Below are 16,489 nucleotides of genomic sequence, written 5' to 3'. Positions count from 1 at the left end.
GGTCCGTTCCGGCACGTGGAAGGAGGAACCGACCGTGCTTGTCTTCCTGTTCCGGCGCATCGCCGCCGGTGCCGTCCTGGTGGTCGTCGTGGCCACCGCGACATTCCTGCTGCTCAGCCTCACAGGCACCGATGTCGCCCGCAACGTCCTGGGCGAGACGGCCTCGCGGTCCGCCGTGGCCGCCAAGAGCCATGACCTCGGCCTGGACCAGCCCCTGGTGGAGCGTTACTGGCACTGGGCCGAACAGGCGGCGCAGGGAAACCTGGGCAGTTCCTGGTTCACCGGTGACTCGGTGAACCAGTCCCTGACGGACACCCTGCCGGTCACCCTCTCCGTGGTGCTGGCCGGAATGCTGGTCGCGGCGGTGCTCAGCGTGCTGGTGGGCACCGCGGCGGCCCTGCGGGGCGGCTGGGTGGACCGTCTCGTGCAGTTCGCCGCGGTGCTCGGCACCGCGGTTCCCAGCTTCCTGATCGCCTTGGTCCTCGCCGTCACCCTGGCCGTCCAGCTGGGCTGGATGCCGGCCACCGGTTACGTCGACCTCGCGGCCTCGCCCGGCGGCTGGCTGCGCTCCATCACCCTGCCCGCCCTGTCCCTGGCCGTCGGCGCGACCGCGGCCACCGCGATGCAGGTGCGCGGTGCCCTGATCGACGTCCTGCGCGCCGACTTCGTCCGTACCCTGCGCAGCCGCGGCCTCGGCACCCGCAGCGTCGTGTTCCGGCACGCGCTGCGCAACGCGGCGCCGCCCGCCCTGACCGTGCTCGCCCTGCAGTTCATCGGCCTGATCGGCGGCGCCGTCGTCGTGGAGAAGGTGTTCGGCCTGCCCGGCATCGGTACCCTCGCCAACTCGGCCGCCGTCCGTGGTGACGCCCCCGTGCTGCTCGGCACGGTCGTGGTCACCGTCACCGTCGTCGTCGCCGTCAACCTCCTGCTGGACATCGCGTACGGCTGGCTCAACCCCAAGGTGCGTGTCTCATGACCGAGGCTCCTGCGGCGGCCGAACGGGACCGCCTCCTGCGCCGTACACTGCGCGACCCGCTGGCCGTCGGATGCCTGGCCGTCCTGGCCCTGGTGATCCTGGCGAGCCTCGCGGCACCCCTGCTCACCAGTCAGGCCCCCGACCGCAGTGTCATCGCCGACACCCTCGCGCCCATGTCGGGCAGCCACCCGTTCGGTGGCGACGGTGTCGGCCGGGACGTCCTGTCCCGGCTGTTGTACGGCGGCCGCACCAGTCTGGTGGGCGGCGCCCTCGCCGTGCTCGTCGCCTTCGCGGTCGGCGGCCCGCTCGGCCTGGTCAGCGGCTTCTACCGCGGCTGGTTCGACGCGGTGGCCGGCTGGATCTCCAACATCATCATGGCCGTGCCCGCGATCATCGTGATGCTGGTGGTCATGGCGGCCGTCTCGCAGGACCTCAACGTCGCCATGGTCGTTCTCGGCGTGATCATGACCCCGATGGTCTTCCGCCTCATCCGCGCCTCCGTGCTCGCGGTCCGCGAGGAGCTGTACGTCGACGCCGCCCGCGTCTCCGGACTCGGCGACGCGCGCATCATGCGGCGGCATGTCCTGCCCGTGGTGATCGCGCCCTCCGTCATTCAGGCCACGCAGGTGTTCGCCGTGGCGATCGGCATCCAGGCCGGCCTCGCCTTCCTCGGCCTTGGCAAGGCGTCCCAGGCCAGCTGGGGTGCGATGCTCAACGACGCCTTCACGAACGTCTACACCGCGCCCCTGTTGCTGGTCTGGCCCGGCGGGGCCATGGCCCTGACCATCCTCGCGTCCAGCATGCTGGGCAACGCGGTGCGGGACGCGCTGGGCACCACCGAGCGCCGGGTGACCAAGCGTCCCGTGCCCGTGGCGCGGACCGCGCCCCGACCGGCAGCCGCGCCCCCCGCGGACCGCCTGCTGACGGTGGAGGGCCTGCACGTCGCCTACGGCGAGAAGACGGTCGTCGACGGAGTGAGCATCACCGTCGAACGTGGTGAAGTGCTCGGCCTGGTGGGCGAGTCCGGCTCCGGCAAGAGCCAGACCGCGTTCTCCGTCCTCGGGCTGCTGCCGTCCGAGGCCGAAGTGACGGCTGATCAACTCGCCTTCGACGGCAAAGCGCTGCTGAGCCTGGACCTCAAGCAGCTGGGCGCCCTGCGCGGGCGCGGCATCGGCTACATCCCCCAGGAGCCCATGTCCAACCTGGACCCCAGCTTCCGGATCGGGTTCCAGCTCGTGGAGCCCATGCGGCGACACCTGAAGCTGTCCCGGGCCGAAGCCCGCACCAAGGCACTGGAGCTCCTCGCCCGGGTCAACATCCCGGACCCGGAACGGGTGTTCAGGTCGTACCCGCACCAGATATCCGGCGGTATGGCCCAGCGCGTCCTCATCGCCGGCGCCGTCTCCTGCGACCCGAAGCTGCTGATCGCCGACGAGCCGACCACCGCGCTCGACGTCACCGTCCAGGCCGAGGTGCTCGACCTGATGCGCTCGCTCCAGCAGGAGCGGCACATGGGCATGATCCTCGTCACCCACGACTTCGGTGTCGTGGCCGACATCTGCGACCGGGTCGCCGTGATGCAGAAGGGCCGCATTGTGGAGACGGCGCCGGCCCGGCAGATCTTCGCGGCGCCCGGGCACGACTACACACGGATGCTGCTCGACTCGACTCTCGAAGACGGCCCCGCGCGCGGTGCTCTGCGCCCCGACCAGCCCCTCAAGGAAGTGACGCCATGACCTCGCCGTTCCTCGAACTCGACGACGTCATCGTGGAGTACCCCGGCAAGGGCCGCGGCAAGAAGCCCTTCCGTGTCCTGCACGGGGTCTCCCTGTCCGTCGCGCCCGGCGAGACGCTCGGCCTGGTCGGCGAGTCCGGCTCCGGCAAGACCACCCTGGGCCGAGCGGTCCTCGGCCTCGCCCCCGTCACCGGCGGTGAGATCCGCTACGACGGACGGCCCGTCTCACGGCTCGGTAAGCGGGAACGGCGGACACTCAGCAAGGACATCCAGGTCGTCTTCCAGGACCCCTACACCTCGCTGAACCCGGCGATGACGGTCATGGACATCCTCACCGAGCCACTGCTCGTGACCGGCGTCGCGCGCGCCGACGCGGAACGCCGGGTACAGAAGCTGCTGGACCACGTGTACCTCCCGCAGGACGCGGCCCACCGACTCCCCCGCGAGTTCTCCGGAGGCCAGCGCCAGCGCATCGCCATCGCCCGCGCCCTGTGCCGCGACCCGAAGCTGATCGTCTGCGACGAACCGGTCAGCGCGCTCGACCTGACCACCCAGGCCCGGGTGCTCGACCTGTTCATCGAGATCCAGGAGGCGACCGGCGTGGCGTACCTCTTCATCACCCACGACCTGTCCGTCGTCCGGCACATCAGCCACCGGGTGGCCGTGCTGTACCAGGGTGACATCGTGGAGACGGGCGATGCCACCCAGGTCACCGAACGCCCCGAACACGACTACACCAAGCGGCTGTTGCTCGCCGCCCCGGTCCCGGATCCGGAACGGCAGGCACAGCGCCGGGCCGAGCGGCTGAAGCTGGCCGCCCGGTGACCGGGGCCAGGGACACCCTCACGCGCTACCTCGCCCTGTGTGATGTCCCCGCGAGCGCGGAGGGCGAGCTGGGGGAGCTGTTCACCGAGGATGCCGTCTGGGAGGGCGGCGGCAGCGCATACGCCGAGCGGTTCGGACGCACCGAGGGCCGAGAGGCGATCGTCGCGATGCTGTCGGGATACCTGCCGCCCAACCCACACTTCCGTACGAACGTGCACGTGCTGCTGCCCGGAACCCTCGACACCGAGGGCCGGACGGCGCGGGGGAGTTGGCCGATGCAACAGCTCTCACGCTATGAGTCGGGGGACACGGAGATCATGATCGCCCGGCTCGACGTGACCTTCAGGCTGGACCCGGACCGGGCCCGCATCTCCGCCTTCCGTACCGAACGACTGTTCAGCGCACCGCTGATGGGGGAGCGATGAACGACCGCACGATGCTCCTGACCTGCTACGCCGACACCCACCGCTACGGGTGGCACCACGTGGACCTGTTCGTGCACGACCGCACGGGCCGCGAGGTCAACTGGGTCCACTGGACGGTCGACGCGGACGGCCCCGACGGCGCCGACGAGGCGACCGCCCGCGTCGAACCCACCCTGCGCCGCACCAGCGACTGGCAGCACGGGATCAGCGCCGACGGGAGCGAGTACTGGACCGCACAGGCATCCTGGGGCGGCTGAGATGTGCCTCGTCTACATCCTGGACGACGACGAGGAGCTGAGCGAGTCGCTCGCCTGGCTCCTGGAGTCGGTCGGCATCCCCTCGGAGCGCTTCCGGGACGCCCGGACCTTTCTGCGCTCGTACGACCGCGACCGTCCGGCCTGTCTGGTCCTGGACATCCGTATGCCCGAGCTCAGCGGCTTCGGCGTCCAGGAGGTACTGAACGAGACGGGGTCATTGCTGCCGGTCGTCTTCGTCTCCGCGCACGGCGACATCCGGATGTCCGTGCGCGCGATGCAGAAGGGCGCCGTCGACTTCCTGGAGAAGCCGTACGATCCCCAGCACCTGCTCGACGTTGTCCAGAACGCCCAGCGCACGGCCCGCGAGCGTTTCGCACGTGAGACCCGACAAGCGGATCTGCGCGCGAAGTTGAACGCGCTGACCGTACGGGAGAGGGAAGTTCTGGCGCTCTCCGTCGAGGGCGTGCCGAACAAGGTGATCGCCGGGCGGCTGGGCATCAGCGCCAAGACCGTCGACGTGCACCGGGCCCGCATCCGCGAGAAGACCGGCGCCGAGAGCATCGCCGCACTGGTCCGGGACGTACTCACGCTGGGTGAGAGGTGACGAGGAGTATGCCCGTGGACGACCTCGCCCCCGCCGACTTCCGCGAACTGGCCCAGGCTCTCAAGTACTGCGTCCTGCTCCACGACGCCCGGACCTTCGAGATCCTCTGGGCCAACCCGGCGGCCTGCCGGCTGCTCGGCTGGACGGTCGACGAACTGAAGCCGCTCAAGGCTACCGACATGAGCAAGAACGCCCGCCAGTACAGCCGGGAACTCGGACACCGCTGGCTGCGCCAGGCGGTCGAGCACGGCGTCAGCGCCACCGAGTGGTGCTACCGCGCAAAGGGCGGAGAGGAGATCCTCACCGAGGCGATCGCGATCCGCGTCGAACTCTCCGCGCGGACCGTGGTGATGGTCCAGTTCCGGGACATCGCCGAGGAGAAGGCGGTACAGCGGGACCTGTTCCGTACGGAGAGCAGGCTGCGCGCCTTCCTCAGCGGCCTGGCCGAGGGGATCGTCGTCCTCGACGAGGGGCACCGGGTGCTCTTCGCCAGCGAGTCGGCCAACAGGCTGCTCGGCGGGGGACTTCAGGGAGCGGACTTCACCGCCTACTGCTGCGACGGGGCGGTACCCGAGCGTGAGGGCCGGTACCGTTTCGCCGCGCCCGGCCGCGATTCCCGCTGGTACGCCGCGACCTGCCAGCACATCGAGATCGAGAGCGACCTGCACGGCCGGATGGTCCTCTTCTACGACATCACCGACCGCGTCCATGCCGAGGAACAGCACCGTCGCGACACCCAGCACCTGGACCACCTGGCCCGCTACAACGCCATGGGCGACATGGCGATGGCGATCGCCCACGAGGTGAGTCAGCCGCTGGCGGCCGCGTACAACTTCGTCGAAGGCGCCCGCGGCCGGCTCGGCCAGGGCTCCGGCGACGAATCCGTGGCCTGGGGGCTGGACAACGCGGTACGGCAGATCGAAAGGGCCCGGTCCATCCTGAGCAGCCTGCGTGGCTACGTCGGCCGCCTCGAAGAATCCGCCCAGCTCACGGATCTCAACACGGTCGTGCGTGACTGCGCGTACTTCATCGACCTACGGGCCCAGGAGCACGCGGTGGACGTCGACTTCGACCTCACCACCGAACCGCTGCCGGTCCTGTGCGAGCACGTGCTCATCGGGCAGGTCGTCATGAATCTTGCCTTCAACGCGGTCGACGAGATGGCCCGGTGCCCGCGCCCGGAGCGCCGGGTGGAGGTCGTCACCCGGCGCGCAGCGGACGGCGGCGCGGAACTGGCGGTCCGGGACCGGGGACCCGGCCCGCCCCCCGACGAGCGGATCTTCGACGGCGTCTTCACCCACAAGGCGAACGGCAGCGGCATCGGCCTCGCCCTCAGCCATCGCATCGTCACCCGCCACGGCGGGCGCATCGACGTACACCCGAACGAGCCGCGCGGCGCGGTCTTCCGGTTCACGCTGCCGACGGCGCAACACCCTCCGGACCCGAGGCGAACGGAATTGCCATGACCACCCGATACCAGCACGCAGTCCTCATCGACGGCACCGGCGGGCCCCCCGTGGCCGACGCGGTCCTTGTCGTGGACGACGACGGACTCGTCGTGCACGCGGGCCCCGCGGCCACCGCACCGCGTCCGACGCCCGCCGCGACAACGGTCGACCTGGGCGGTCGCACGGTGCTGCCCGGCTTCTTCGACTGCCACGCGCACCTGTGCATGACCCCGGAACGCGGCCTGGTCGCGGGACTTGCCGCCGACCCGACGGTGGATACCTTCGAGATCGCCGAACGGCTGCGCGCCACCCTGCAGGCGGGGGTGACGACCGTGCGCGACCTGGGGGGCATCCCGGCCGGGTACCGGACCGCCCTCGAACGCGGCCTGATCGAAGGACCGCGCCTTCAGGTCGCGGTGAAGGTGATCAGCCACACCGGCGGACACGCCGACTGCTCGCTGCCCGGCGGAGTCGACGCGGCCCCCCACCTCGGCGAGATCGCCGACACGGCCGACGAGGCCCGGATCGCGGCCCGCCGTGTGCTGCGCGCCGGAGCAGACGTCGTCAAGGTGTGCGCCACCGGAGGCATGGGCAGCCCGCACGACGACCCCGACGACGAAGGCCTGACGTACGAGGAACTGCGAGCCGTCGTCGACGAGGCGGCACGCCACCGCGGCAAGCCCGTCGCCGTGCACGCGCAGGGCGGCGCGGGCATCCGCAACGCCCTGCGGGCCGGTGTCACCAGCATCGAGCACGGTTACGGCATGACCGACGAACTGTGCGATCTGGCCCTGGCGCAGGACGCGTTCCTCGTCCCCACCCTGTCCACCGTGTTCGCTCCACTCGACCCGGCGGCGATGCCCGAGTACCACTACCGCAAGAAGACCCGGTGGTCCGGAATCAGCAAGGAGAACATCGCGCACGCGATCGAGCGAGGCGTTCCTGTCGCCCTGGGGACAGATGCGGGTGTCGTCCCGCACGCCCGGAATCTGCTCGAGTTGTCATACCTGGTGGAACTGGGCATGGACCCGCTGGACGCGATCACGGCCGGCACGCTGAACGCCGCACGCCTGCTGCGCCTCGACGACCGGCTCGGCTCTCTGGAAGCCGGGAAAACGGCCGATTTCGTGGTCGTCGACGGAGATCCGCTGCATGACATCGCCCTGCTCGGCCGACCGGAGAACATTCTCCTCGTCGCACAGTCGGGAATTGTGCGGAAGAACCTTCTGTGACGGCGGCGCATAGGGGAAAACCCCTATGGCATGGGGTCAAGTCCCGATTGTGGCCGCTTGGTTGCCGCGCATAACGTGAAGGCATGACGCGGATGAGAACCGTCCGGCAGCGCGAGGGGACAACCTCATGACGCAGTTCGAACGAATGCTGGAAGTGGTCGCGGAGCGGCGGGCTGAATTCGAGGAGAAGAAGCACGTCCCGACGGACGTGATCGGCGAATTCAAGAATGCCGGAGTCTACCGGGCGGGTGTTCCACGGCGTTTCGGTGGAGACGCTCTGCCGCCGGCCGCATTCCTGCGCCTCGTCGAGCGGATATCGGTGGTCGACGGTTCGGCCGGCTGGGTCGCGAGCTTCGGTTCGTCCGCCATCTACCTGGCCGCGCTCCCCTTGGAGACACAGGCCGAGTTGTACGCGGACGGGCCCGACGTGGCCTTCGCGGGCGGCCTCTTCCCCGTGCAGCCGGCGGAACCTGTCGAGGGCGGATACCGCGTTTCGGGCCGCTGGAAGTTCGCGAGCGGCTGCAAGGGCGCGGACGTCCTCGGCGTCGGCATCAAGGTCGGCGACGACAGAGCCGGCCGGCCCCTGACGGCCGTACTGCGGCCCGAGCAGGTGGAGATCGCCGAGAACTGGGACGTCATCGGGATGCGTGGCACCGGCAGCCACGACCTGGTGGTCGACGCGGCTGTGGTCCCCGAGGACTGGACGTTCGTCCGCGGGGGCACGCCCACCGTGGACGAACCGCTCTACCGCTACCCGACCGTCCCCTACGCCGCCCAGGTCCTGGCCGTCGTCGGCCTCGGCGTGGCCCGCGCGGCGCTCGACCACGTCATCGCCCAGGGTGGCCGCGCCGGTTACACCGGCGCCCCGAAGCCCGCCGAGCGTGCCACCTACCGCATCGCCGTCGGACAGGCCGAGGCCGGGCTCCGGTCCGCCCGCGCCTTCTTCTACGAGACCACCGAAGAGGTCTGGGCGACCGTCGAGGCCGGAGACCCCGCCACGGCCGAGCAGGCCAGCCTGCTGCGCCTGGCCTCCACGCACCTGGCCAAGACCTCCTTCGAGGTCACGCGGGCCGCCTATCAGCTCGGCGGCATCGCCGCCATCGCCACCGGCAGCCCCTTGGAACGCCACCTGCGTGACGCCTCGGTCGTACCGCAGCACGCCTTCGTCCAGGAGGGCATGTACGACGGCGCGGGCGCGGTCCTCATGGGCGTCCCGCCCTTCCCCGGCTACCTCTGACACCCAGATCCCAGACACTCAAGGAACACCGCCATGACCGATTCTCCCGGCGCACCCCTGCGTGTGCTCTTCTGCATAGGCGTCAACCAGAACTTCTTCGACCTCCCCACCGGACAGGGCAAGTCCGTCTGGGACGGCTTCACGACCATGCTCTCCCAACTGTACGAGCTGCCCGGTGTCACCGTCCTCGGCACCGTCGACGACGACCAGCACATGGTCGGCCCGTCCGACTCCTGGCCGTGGACCTGCTACGTCCTCGCCGATGTCGTCGACCAGCAGACCGTCGTCGAGGCCTGCAACCTCTTCCGTACCGTCCAGGTGGGCGAGCACGCCCTCTGGCGCTACATGAAGATCGAGGCGCGCCTCGGCCGCCCGCTCCCGGAGCCGGAGGTGGCCCGATGACCCCCGACCTCGCCTCCCTGGTCGAGTCCGACCGCGTCGCCGGCACCCTCTACAGCGACCCGGCGCTCTTCGAACGGGAGATGGACCGCATCTTCCACCGCACCTGGGTGTGGGTGGCGCACGAGAGCGAGATCGCCAAGGCCGGCGACTTCAAGATGGCCTGGGTGGGCCGCCGCCCCGTCATCGTCACCCGCGACCGCCGCGGCGGCATCAACGTCCTGCTCAACCGCTGCCGTCACCGCGGCGCCAGCGTCTGCGAGACCCCCAAGGGCAACAGCAACGGCTTCACCTGCCCCTACCACGCCTGGTCGTACGCCCTGGACGGCACCCTGCGGGGCATCCCGTACCCCGAGGGCTATGAAGACGTCGTGGAGAAGAAGGACCTGCCTCTGCAGAGGCTCAAGGTCGGCACCTACGCGGGCATGATCTTCGCGAGCTTCGACCCGGACATCGAGCCCCTGGAGGATTTCCTGGGCGGAGCCCGGTTGTGGATCGACCGCTTCATGAAGCAGGGCGCGGGCTATCCGATCAAGGTGCAGGGCGAGCACAAGTTCCGCTTCAACGGCAACTGGAAGATCCAGCTGGAGAACACCACCGACTGGTACCACTTCCCGATCGTGCACCGTTCCTGGATGTCGTCGGTCGACGCCGAGACCGCGAGCATGCTGTCGATCATGACCGACGAGACCGCGGTCACCCACGCCCTCGGCAACGGCCACAGCGTTTCCATCTCCGTCGCGGAACACGCCGACCTCGACGCCGACGACGGCACCGAGAAACTCCAGGACCGCTTCGCTCACATCGTCGAGGAACTGTCCAAGGACCTGCCGCCCGAGAAGGTGCGGCGCATCGTCCGCTCCCTGCACGGCGCCGGGTTCAACCTCAATCTGTTCCCGAACGTGGCCATGTCCATGGCGTTCTTCCGCGTCCTGCGCCCCCTGTCGGTCGCGGAGACGGAGATCCGCCATGTGGCGCTCGGCCTCGACGGCGGCCCGGAGATCGTCAACCGCGAACGGCTGCGCATCCACGAGCACTTCCAGGGTCCCTTCGGATTCGGCAGCCCCGACGACGCCGAGGCATGGAACCGCGTACAGCGGGGTGTCGCGGGCGGCACCGAGATGCCGATCCTCGTCAACCGTGGCCTCGGCCGCGAGAAGCCCGACGACCTCGGGCAGGCCACCTCGCACGCGACCGACGAGACCGGCATGCGCGAGGCGTACGCGATGTGGAAGAGGATGATGACCGATGCCGAGTGAAGCCCTCAGCGACGCTGTTGTGGAGGCCGGACTCCCTCTCGACGACCCCCGGGCTCTGGCCGCCGTCTCCCTGATCTGGTACGAGGCACACCTGCTGGACGCCCGGCGCTACGAGGAGTGGGACAAGCTGTGGGCCGAGGGCGGCGAGTACGTCGTCCCGATCGACCGCGAGGCGACCGACTTCGCCTCCCGCCTCAACCTCGTCTACGACGACGACCGGATGCGCCGGATGCGCATCGAACGCCTCACCGGAGGACTGTCGATCTCCGCCGCCGCGGCAGCGCGGACGGTCCGCTCGGTCTCCCGTTTCGTCGTCACCGAACGCGATCCCGACACGATCGGGATCAGCTCGGCGCAGATCCTCGTCGGGTACAAGCGCGAGGAGACCTTCGTCCTCGCCGCCGACGTCACGCACCGGTTCGTGTTCGGCCCGGACGGCCCGCGCATCCTCCAGAAGGTCGTGCGGCTGGCCAACTCGCAGGACGCCGTCACGGCCTCGGGGTTCCTGCTGTGAGCCCGCACGAGGACGGCACACCGCGCGTCGCACTGGTGACGGGCGCCGCCGGCGGCCTGGGCGCCTGCATCGCCGGGCGGCTGTACGACCGTGGCTACCGCGTCGCGCTCACCGACCTGGACGAGGAGGCCGCGGCCAAGGCAGCGGCGGAACTCGACCCCGAGGGGCGCTACGCCGTCGGGCTCTCCCTCGACGTGCGCGACAAGGAGGCCTTCGTCACGGTCCGCGACCAGCTGACCGAACGCTGGGGCGCCGTGCACGTCCTGGTCAACAACGCCGGACACTCCAAGGTCGAACCCCTGATGGAGATCGGCCCGGAGAGCTTCGAAGCCGTCGTGGCCACCAACCTCAACGGCACCTTCTTCGGCTGCCAGGTCTTCGGCGCGTACTTCGCCGAACGCGGCTACGGACGCATCGTCAACATCGCCTCCCTCGCGGGCCAGAACGGCGGGACGGCGACCGGCGCGCACTACGCGGCGGCCAAGGGCGGTGTAGCGACACTGACCAAGGTGTTCGCCCGCGAACTCGGCCCGCACGGAGTGACGGTCAACGCCATCTCCCCGGGACCACAGGACCTTCCGGTGGTCCGCGAGACCGTCGCCCCGGAAAGGCTCGCCCAGATCGAGGCGTCGATCCCGGTCGGCCGGCTCGGCAGACCCCGCTTCGTCGCCGACATGGCCGTCCTGCTCGCAGCCGAGCACGCGGACGCGGTCACGGGAGCCTGCTGGGACGCCAACGGCGGCCTGTACATGCGCTGACAGCGTCGTCGGCACCATCCCTCATGAGCACCTCTCATGAAGCATCCTTGATGAAGAACGCTAAGGCGGACGGATGTTCACTGTCACCGTCACCGAGACGCTCCACGAGACCGACTCGATCAGAGTCCTGCGGCTCGTCCGCTCCGACGGGGAAGCCCTCCCGGCGTATCCGGCCGGCGCGCACGTCGACGTCACCGGACCCACCGGGGTCACCCGCCCGTACTCCCTGTGCGGACCGCCCGACGACACAGGCGCGTACACCATCGCGGTCAAGCGCGAGGAGGACTCGCGGGGCGGCTCCCAAGCCCTGCACGACAAGGCCGCGGTGGGCACGGAGCTGACCGTGGGCGTGCCCCGCCGACTGTTCGGCCTGGACGGGGGCGCGGCGGAACACCACCTCGTGGCGGCCGGGATCGGCATCACGCCTCTGCTGGCGATGGCGTACGAACTGCACGCCGTCGGGGCCGAGTTCAGGCTGCACTACGTGGCCCGCGACCGGTCCGAGGCCGCCTTCGCCGGCCTGCTCGAACGCAGTGCCTTCGCCGACCGCGTCGACTTCCACTTCGGCCTCGGGCGCGAGGCGACGGCCGGGACCCTGGCGGCCGTGCTGGCCACTCCCGGCGCGGGAGCACACGTCTACACCTGCGGTCCGCAGGGCTTCATGGAGCAAGTGACCGCGCTCGCGGCCCGCAGCCTGCCCGAGGACCGCGTCCACCGTGAGCTGTTCCAGGCCGGCGACCTGCCGGACGCCGGGGCCGCTGTCGCCTTCGAGGTCGAGCTGGACACCGGCGAGGTGTACACGGTGCCGCCGGACAAGACCATCGCCGAGGTGCTGGAGGCGGGCGGCGTCCCCCTCGACACCTCGTGCCGCGAAGGCATCTGCGGGACCTGTGTCCTGCGGGTCCTCGAAGGCGAACCCGATCATCGTGACCACTGCCTGTCCGCCAAGGAGAAGGCGGCCGGGGACCAGATCGCCGCCTGCGTGTCGCGGGCGAAGTCGCCCCGGCTGGTGGTCGAACTGTGGTGAGCGAGAACCGACCGAAGCAGGAGAGGAGCAACATCGCCGTGACACCCGACCAGAGCGAGTTCCGGGAGGCCATGGCGCATCTCCCGGCAGCCGTCAACATCCTGACCACGAACGGTCCGAGCGGTCGCTGCGGCATCACCCTCAGCGCCGTCTGCTCGGTCACCGACGACCCGCCGACCCTCCTGGTCTGCGTCAACCGGTCCAGCGCCATGCACGACGTCTTCCAGGCCAACGGACGCGTCTGCGTCAACGTTCTCGGCGGTGACCAGCAGGAACTGGCACTGCACTTCGCCGGGGCCACCAAGGTGCCCATGGCCGAGCGCTTCACCTGGGACGTCTGGGACAGCGGCCACGACGTGCCGGTCCTCAAGGACGCCCTGGTGGCCGCGGTCGGCACCGTCAAGCACGCCGTACCAATGGGCTCCCACAGCGTCCTCTTCGTCGACATCGAGCACATCCGCACCCAAACGGGCGGGCAGAGCCTCGTCTACTTCAACCGGGCGTTCCACCGCCTCGGCGCCACCCCCCTGGTCCCGGAAAGCGCCCCGTCATGACGCCCGTCCGCACGGCCGCCGTCGAGGAAGCGCTCCGCCGGCTGGAGACGACCGAGCCCGAACTCCGTGCCTGGGTCCGCGTCGACGCCGACGGCGCCCGCGCGCAGGCGGAGCGGGCACCGGCCGGACCACTGAGCGGGGTGCCGTTCGGCGTCAAGGACATCATCGATGTCGCCGGACTGCCCACCGAGTGCGGTTCGCCGCTGCGCCGGGGCCGGATCGCCGAGGCCGACGCCTGGCTGGTCGACCGGCTGCGCGCGGCCGGCGCCGTCCCCCTGGGCAAGACCGTGACCACGGAGTTCGCGTACTTCCAGCCCGGCCCCACCCGCAACCCCCACAACCCGGCCCACACCCCGGGCGGTTCCTCCAGCGGCTCGGCCGCCGCGGTCGCGGCCGGTGTGGTGCCACTCGCGCTGGGCTCGCAGACCGCGGGCTCCCTGACCCGGCCCGCGTCCTTCTGCGGTGTCGCCGGTTACGTGGCCCCGGCGGGCGCCTGGCCGACAACGGGCATCACCGGCCTCAGCCCCACTCTCGACGCACCAGGACTGCTCGCGGCTGATGTCGCCTCTCTGGCCGCCGCGGTCGAGGCCGTCGACGGCACCCGGGCGGAGGGAGCACAGTCGATGAGAGTGCTGCTGTGGCCCGGCACGGAGCTGGCGGACATCGATCCGGCGATGCTCGACGCGCTGGAGCGCACCGGCGCCGCCCTGGCAGCCGCCGGCGCGGAGACAGCCGCGCTCGGGGAAAGCACCCGCACGACGGAACTCGCAGAGACCCACGCCACGGTCATGGCCTACGAAGCAGCCCGCGCGCTCGCCGCCGAGGCGCGGCACCCCGAGTCGCTGAGCGCCCACCTGGACGAACTCCTGGCCCGTGGACGGAGCACCCCCACGGCCGACTACGAGGCCGCGCTCGCCGTCAGGGACAGCGCCCGCGTCCGGATCCTCGAAGTCCTCCAAGACGAGGCCGACGTGATCCTCGGCCCGGCCGCTCCGGGCCCCGCCCCCCACGGGCTGGGCGCCACGGGAACACCGGTCCTCAGCCGACCCTGGCAGCTGCTCGGTCTGCCCGTGGTCACCGTCCCCGGCCACCGCGACGCGCACGGCATGCCCCTCGGCCTGCAACTCGTCGGCCACCCCGACCGCGTGGGCCGGCTGCTGGCCATCGCCCGGCACACGGAGACCCTCGTCCGGGACATCGGCGGGAGCCACTGATGAAGATCACCGCGATCGAGGCGATCCCGTACGCCATCCCCTACACCAAGCCGCTGCGGTTCGCGAGCGGCGAAGTGCACACCGCCGAACACGTCCTGGTCCGGGTGCACACCGACGAAGGCCTGACCGGAGTGGCCGACGCGCCGCCCCGCCCCTTCACCTACGGCGAGACGCAGAAATCCGTCACCGCCGTGATCGAGGACCTCTTCGCCCCGCAGCTCCTGGGCCTCGACGTCTTCGCCCGCGAGCGGATCCACGCCCTGCTGCACCGCACGGTCGGCAACCCGGCCGCGAAGTCGGCCCTCGACATGGCCCTGTGGGACATCACGGGCCAGTCCTGCGGACGGTCCGTCACCGAACTGCTCGGCGGCCACACCGACCGGATGCGGGTCAGCCACATGCTCGGCTTCGACACACCTCAGCGGGTGGCCGAGGAAGCCGAGCGCATCCGTGCCGCGTACGGCATCACCGTCTTCAAGGTGAAGGTCGGCCGCCGCCCGGTCCGCGCCGACCTCGACGTGTGCCGGGCCCTGCGCGAAACCCTGGGCGACGACGTCGAGTTGTACATCGACGGCAACCGCGGCTGGACCGCCTCCGAGGCCGCCACCGCGCTGCGCGAACTCGACGACCTGGGCCTGACCCTGGCCGAGGAGCTGTGCCCCGCCGACGACGTGCTCGGCCGCCGCCAACTCGTGCGGCACTGCCGCGTCCCGTTCGTCGCGGACGAGTCCGCCACCACCCCCGCCGAAGTGACCCGTTCCCTACTGGACGGCGACGCCACCGCCATCAGCATCAAGACCGCCCGCACCGGTTTCACCGGCTCCCAGCGGGTGCTGTTCCAATGCGAGGGGCTGGGCGCCGAAGTGGTGATGGGCAACCAGATCGACGGCCAACTGGGCACGGTGTGCACGGTGGCCTTCGGCGCCGCGCACGCGGCCTCGTCCCGGCGCGCCGGCGAACTGTCCAACTTCCTGGACATGAGCGACGACCTGCTCACCGAGTCACTCGCGATCGCCGGCGGCACACTCGCCGTCCCTGGCGGGCCCGGTCTGGGCGTCGCGATCGACGAGGACAAGCTCGCCCGCTACCGCCAGGACCACTGACACACCTCGATCCCGCATGCAGGCATTCACGAAGGAGCCGCACCTCATGACCGACACCACGCTCAATGCCACGGCCGCCGCCTCCGGCGCCTCGGCGACCGAACGCTTCCTCACGGACAAGACCGCCCGGCCCGGCGGGGGCACGGACACCGCGCGTGTCAACACGCTGGCCACGGAGGTCCTGACCGCCGTGCACGATGTGATCCGCCGTCATCAGGTGACCTACGACGAGTACAACGCCCTCAAGTCATGGCTCATCGCGGTCGGACAGGACGGCGAATGGCCGCTGTTCCTGGACGTGTGGGTCGAGCACGTCGTCGAGGAGGTCGCGGCCGCCGACCGCCACGGCAGTAAGGGCACCATCGAAGGCCCGTACTACGCACCGGGAGCTCCCGCGCTGCCCGCCACCTCGACCCTGCCCATGCGCGAGAACGAGGCAGGCACCCCGCTCCTCTTCCAGGGACAGGTCACCGGTGTGTCGGGCGAGCCGCTCGCCGGCGCCCTGCTGGAGATGTGGCAGGCCGACGCCGAAGGACTGTACGCACAGTTCGCCCCCGGCATCCCGGAGTGGAACCTGCGAGGCAGCGTCGTCGCCGACGCCGAGGGCCGGTTCGCCGTGACCACCATCCAGCCCGCCCCGTACCAGATACCCACCGACGGCTCCTGCGGCAGGCTCGTCGCCGCCGCGGGCTGGCACCCCTGGCGCCCCGCCCACCTGCACCTGAAGGTGTCCGCTCCCGGCCACGAGCCGCTGACCACGCAGCTGTACTTCAAGGGCGGCAACCACATCCAGGACGACGTGGCCTCTGCCGTCAAACCCGAACTCGTCCTCGCCCCGCAGCCCGCGCCCAGCGGCGGCAACGAGGTCGTGTACGACTTCGTCCTCGACGAGAAGTCCTGAGCCACCGGCCGAAAGGGAGGC

18 protein-coding genes are annotated in these 16,489 nt (G+C 70.4%); all 18 read left to right on the top strand.

The window, feature by feature from the left end:
- Positions 1-34 precede the first annotated feature (34 nt).
- The 18 genes from M2271_RS18015 (at position 35) to catA (ending at position 16,468) form a co-directional block, all read left to right on the top strand.
- Positions 35-976 carry an ABC transporter permease gene (locus tag M2271_RS18015; protein WP_280888261.1) on the top strand — a complete coding sequence of 314 codons (942 nt, stop codon included), beginning with the start codon at positions 35-37 and terminating at the stop codon, positions 974-976.
- Positions 973-2,712, top strand: a complete 1,740-nt coding sequence (locus M2271_RS18010) for a dipeptide/oligopeptide/nickel ABC transporter permease/ATP-binding protein (RefSeq protein ID WP_280888260.1) — start codon at positions 973-975, stop codon at positions 2,710-2,712. Before M2271_RS18015 ends, M2271_RS18010 begins: the two co-directional genes overlap by 4 nt.
- On the top strand, positions 2,709-3,536 hold the full coding sequence (locus tag M2271_RS18005) for an ATP-binding cassette domain-containing protein (RefSeq protein WP_280888259.1): 828 nt from the start codon (positions 2,709-2,711) through the stop codon (positions 3,534-3,536). Before M2271_RS18010 ends, M2271_RS18005 begins: the two co-directional genes overlap by 4 nt.
- Positions 3,533-3,961, top strand: coding sequence for a nuclear transport factor 2 family protein (locus M2271_RS18000; RefSeq protein WP_280888258.1), 429 nt, complete (start codon positions 3,533-3,535; stop codon positions 3,959-3,961). Before M2271_RS18005 ends, M2271_RS18000 begins: the two co-directional genes overlap by 4 nt.
- Positions 3,958-4,218 (top strand): hypothetical protein, encoded by a 261-nt coding sequence (locus M2271_RS17995; RefSeq protein WP_280888257.1) that lies wholly within the window; start codon positions 3,958-3,960, stop codon positions 4,216-4,218. Before M2271_RS18000 ends, M2271_RS17995 begins: the two co-directional genes overlap by 4 nt.
- A 1-nt stretch (position 4,219) precedes the next feature.
- On the top strand, positions 4,220-4,822 hold the full coding sequence (locus M2271_RS17990) for a response regulator (protein ID WP_280888256.1): 603 nt from the start codon (positions 4,220-4,222) through the stop codon (positions 4,820-4,822).
- Positions 4,823-4,836: 14 nt separating this feature from the next.
- On the top strand, positions 4,837-6,288 hold the full coding sequence (locus tag M2271_RS17985; RefSeq protein ID WP_280888255.1) for an ATP-binding protein: 1,452 nt from the start codon (positions 4,837-4,839) through the stop codon (positions 6,286-6,288).
- Positions 6,285-7,502 carry an amidohydrolase family protein gene (locus tag M2271_RS17980; RefSeq protein WP_280888254.1) on the top strand — a complete coding sequence of 406 codons (1,218 nt, stop codon included), beginning with the start codon at positions 6,285-6,287 and terminating at the stop codon, positions 7,500-7,502. Before M2271_RS17985 ends, M2271_RS17980 begins: the two co-directional genes overlap by 4 nt.
- A 127-nt stretch (positions 7,503-7,629) precedes the next feature.
- The gene (locus M2271_RS17975) at positions 7,630-8,739 is read left to right on the top strand and encodes an acyl-CoA dehydrogenase family protein (RefSeq protein ID WP_280888253.1); all 1,110 of its coding nucleotides are present in this window, start codon (positions 7,630-7,632) and stop codon (positions 8,737-8,739) included.
- A gap of 33 nt (positions 8,740-8,772) precedes the next feature.
- On the top strand, positions 8,773-9,141 hold the full coding sequence (locus M2271_RS17970; protein ID WP_280888252.1) for a hypothetical protein: 369 nt from the start codon (positions 8,773-8,775) through the stop codon (positions 9,139-9,141).
- Positions 9,138-10,397, top strand: coding sequence for an aromatic ring-hydroxylating dioxygenase subunit alpha (locus M2271_RS17965; RefSeq protein ID WP_280888251.1), 1,260 nt, complete (start codon positions 9,138-9,140; stop codon positions 10,395-10,397). The genes M2271_RS17970 and M2271_RS17965 overlap by 4 nt, the downstream gene beginning before the upstream one ends.
- Entirely contained in the window at positions 10,387-10,911 is a 525-nt protein-coding gene (locus M2271_RS17960) for an aromatic-ring-hydroxylating dioxygenase subunit beta (RefSeq protein ID WP_280888250.1), read from the top strand. The genes M2271_RS17965 and M2271_RS17960 overlap by 11 nt, the downstream gene beginning before the upstream one ends.
- The gene (locus M2271_RS17955) at positions 10,908-11,669 is read left to right on the top strand and encodes an SDR family NAD(P)-dependent oxidoreductase (RefSeq protein WP_280888249.1); all 762 of its coding nucleotides are present in this window, start codon (positions 10,908-10,910) and stop codon (positions 11,667-11,669) included. Before M2271_RS17960 ends, M2271_RS17955 begins: the two co-directional genes overlap by 4 nt.
- Before the next feature lie 73 nt (positions 11,670-11,742).
- Entirely contained in the window at positions 11,743-12,696 is a 954-nt protein-coding gene (locus M2271_RS17950) for a PDR/VanB family oxidoreductase (RefSeq protein WP_280888248.1), read from the top strand.
- 38 nt (positions 12,697-12,734) lie between these two features.
- The gene (locus M2271_RS17945) at positions 12,735-13,250 is read left to right on the top strand and encodes a flavin reductase (RefSeq protein ID WP_280888247.1); all 516 of its coding nucleotides are present in this window, start codon (positions 12,735-12,737) and stop codon (positions 13,248-13,250) included.
- Positions 13,247-14,464: an amidase gene (locus M2271_RS17940; protein ID WP_280888246.1), complete on the top strand. Its 1,218-nt coding sequence runs from the start codon at positions 13,247-13,249 to the stop codon at positions 14,462-14,464. Before M2271_RS17945 ends, M2271_RS17940 begins: the two co-directional genes overlap by 4 nt.
- A complete protein-coding gene (locus tag M2271_RS17935) occupies positions 14,464-15,567 on the top strand; it encodes an enolase C-terminal domain-like protein (protein ID WP_280888245.1) in 1,104 nt (367 codons plus the stop codon). Before M2271_RS17940 ends, M2271_RS17935 begins: the two co-directional genes overlap by 1 nt.
- A 46-nt stretch (positions 15,568-15,613) precedes the next feature.
- Positions 15,614-16,468 carry a catechol 1,2-dioxygenase gene (gene catA, locus M2271_RS17930; protein WP_280888244.1) on the top strand — a complete coding sequence of 285 codons (855 nt, stop codon included), beginning with the start codon at positions 15,614-15,616 and terminating at the stop codon, positions 16,466-16,468.
- Positions 16,469-16,489: the final 21 nt, after the last annotated feature.

Source organism: Streptomyces sp. LBL (genome assembly GCF_029893585.1).
Classification (GTDB): domain Bacteria; phylum Actinomycetota; class Actinomycetes; order Streptomycetales; family Streptomycetaceae; genus Streptomyces.
The sequence above is the reverse complement of the archived record's forward strand: the minus strand, read 5'-3'. Positions and strand labels throughout refer to the sequence as shown.

What these genes read in the sequence shown, in the direction of transcription:
- M2271_RS17935 (WP_280888245.1), top strand. Translation starts at nt 14,464, where the DNA reads ATGAAGATCACCGCGATCGAGGCGATCCCGTACGCCATCCCCTACACC.
- M2271_RS17990 (WP_280888256.1), top strand. Translation starts at nt 4,220, where the DNA reads ATGTGCCTCGTCTACATCCTGGACGACGACGAGGAGCTGAGCGAGTCG.
- M2271_RS17970 (WP_280888252.1), top strand. Translation starts at nt 8,773, where the DNA reads ATGACCGATTCTCCCGGCGCACCCCTGCGTGTGCTCTTCTGCATAGGC.
- M2271_RS17940 (WP_280888246.1), top strand. Translation starts at nt 13,247, where the DNA reads ATGACGCCCGTCCGCACGGCCGCCGTCGAGGAAGCGCTCCGCCGGCTG.
- catA (WP_280888244.1), top strand. Translation starts at nt 15,614, where the DNA reads ATGACCGACACCACGCTCAATGCCACGGCCGCCGCCTCCGGCGCCTCG.
- M2271_RS18010 (WP_280888260.1), top strand. Translation starts at nt 973, where the DNA reads ATGACCGAGGCTCCTGCGGCGGCCGAACGGGACCGCCTCCTGCGCCGT.
- M2271_RS17995 (WP_280888257.1), top strand. Translation starts at nt 3,958, where the DNA reads ATGAACGACCGCACGATGCTCCTGACCTGCTACGCCGACACCCACCGC.
- M2271_RS17965 (WP_280888251.1), top strand. Translation starts at nt 9,138, where the DNA reads ATGACCCCCGACCTCGCCTCCCTGGTCGAGTCCGACCGCGTCGCCGGC.
- M2271_RS17960 (WP_280888250.1), top strand. Translation starts at nt 10,387, where the DNA reads ATGCCGAGTGAAGCCCTCAGCGACGCTGTTGTGGAGGCCGGACTCCCT.
- M2271_RS18005 (WP_280888259.1), top strand. Translation starts at nt 2,709, where the DNA reads ATGACCTCGCCGTTCCTCGAACTCGACGACGTCATCGTGGAGTACCCC.
- M2271_RS17980 (WP_280888254.1), top strand. Translation starts at nt 6,285, where the DNA reads ATGACCACCCGATACCAGCACGCAGTCCTCATCGACGGCACCGGCGGG.
- M2271_RS17975 (WP_280888253.1), top strand. Translation starts at nt 7,630, where the DNA reads ATGACGCAGTTCGAACGAATGCTGGAAGTGGTCGCGGAGCGGCGGGCT.
- M2271_RS17950 (WP_280888248.1), top strand. Translation starts at nt 11,743, where the DNA reads ATGTTCACTGTCACCGTCACCGAGACGCTCCACGAGACCGACTCGATC.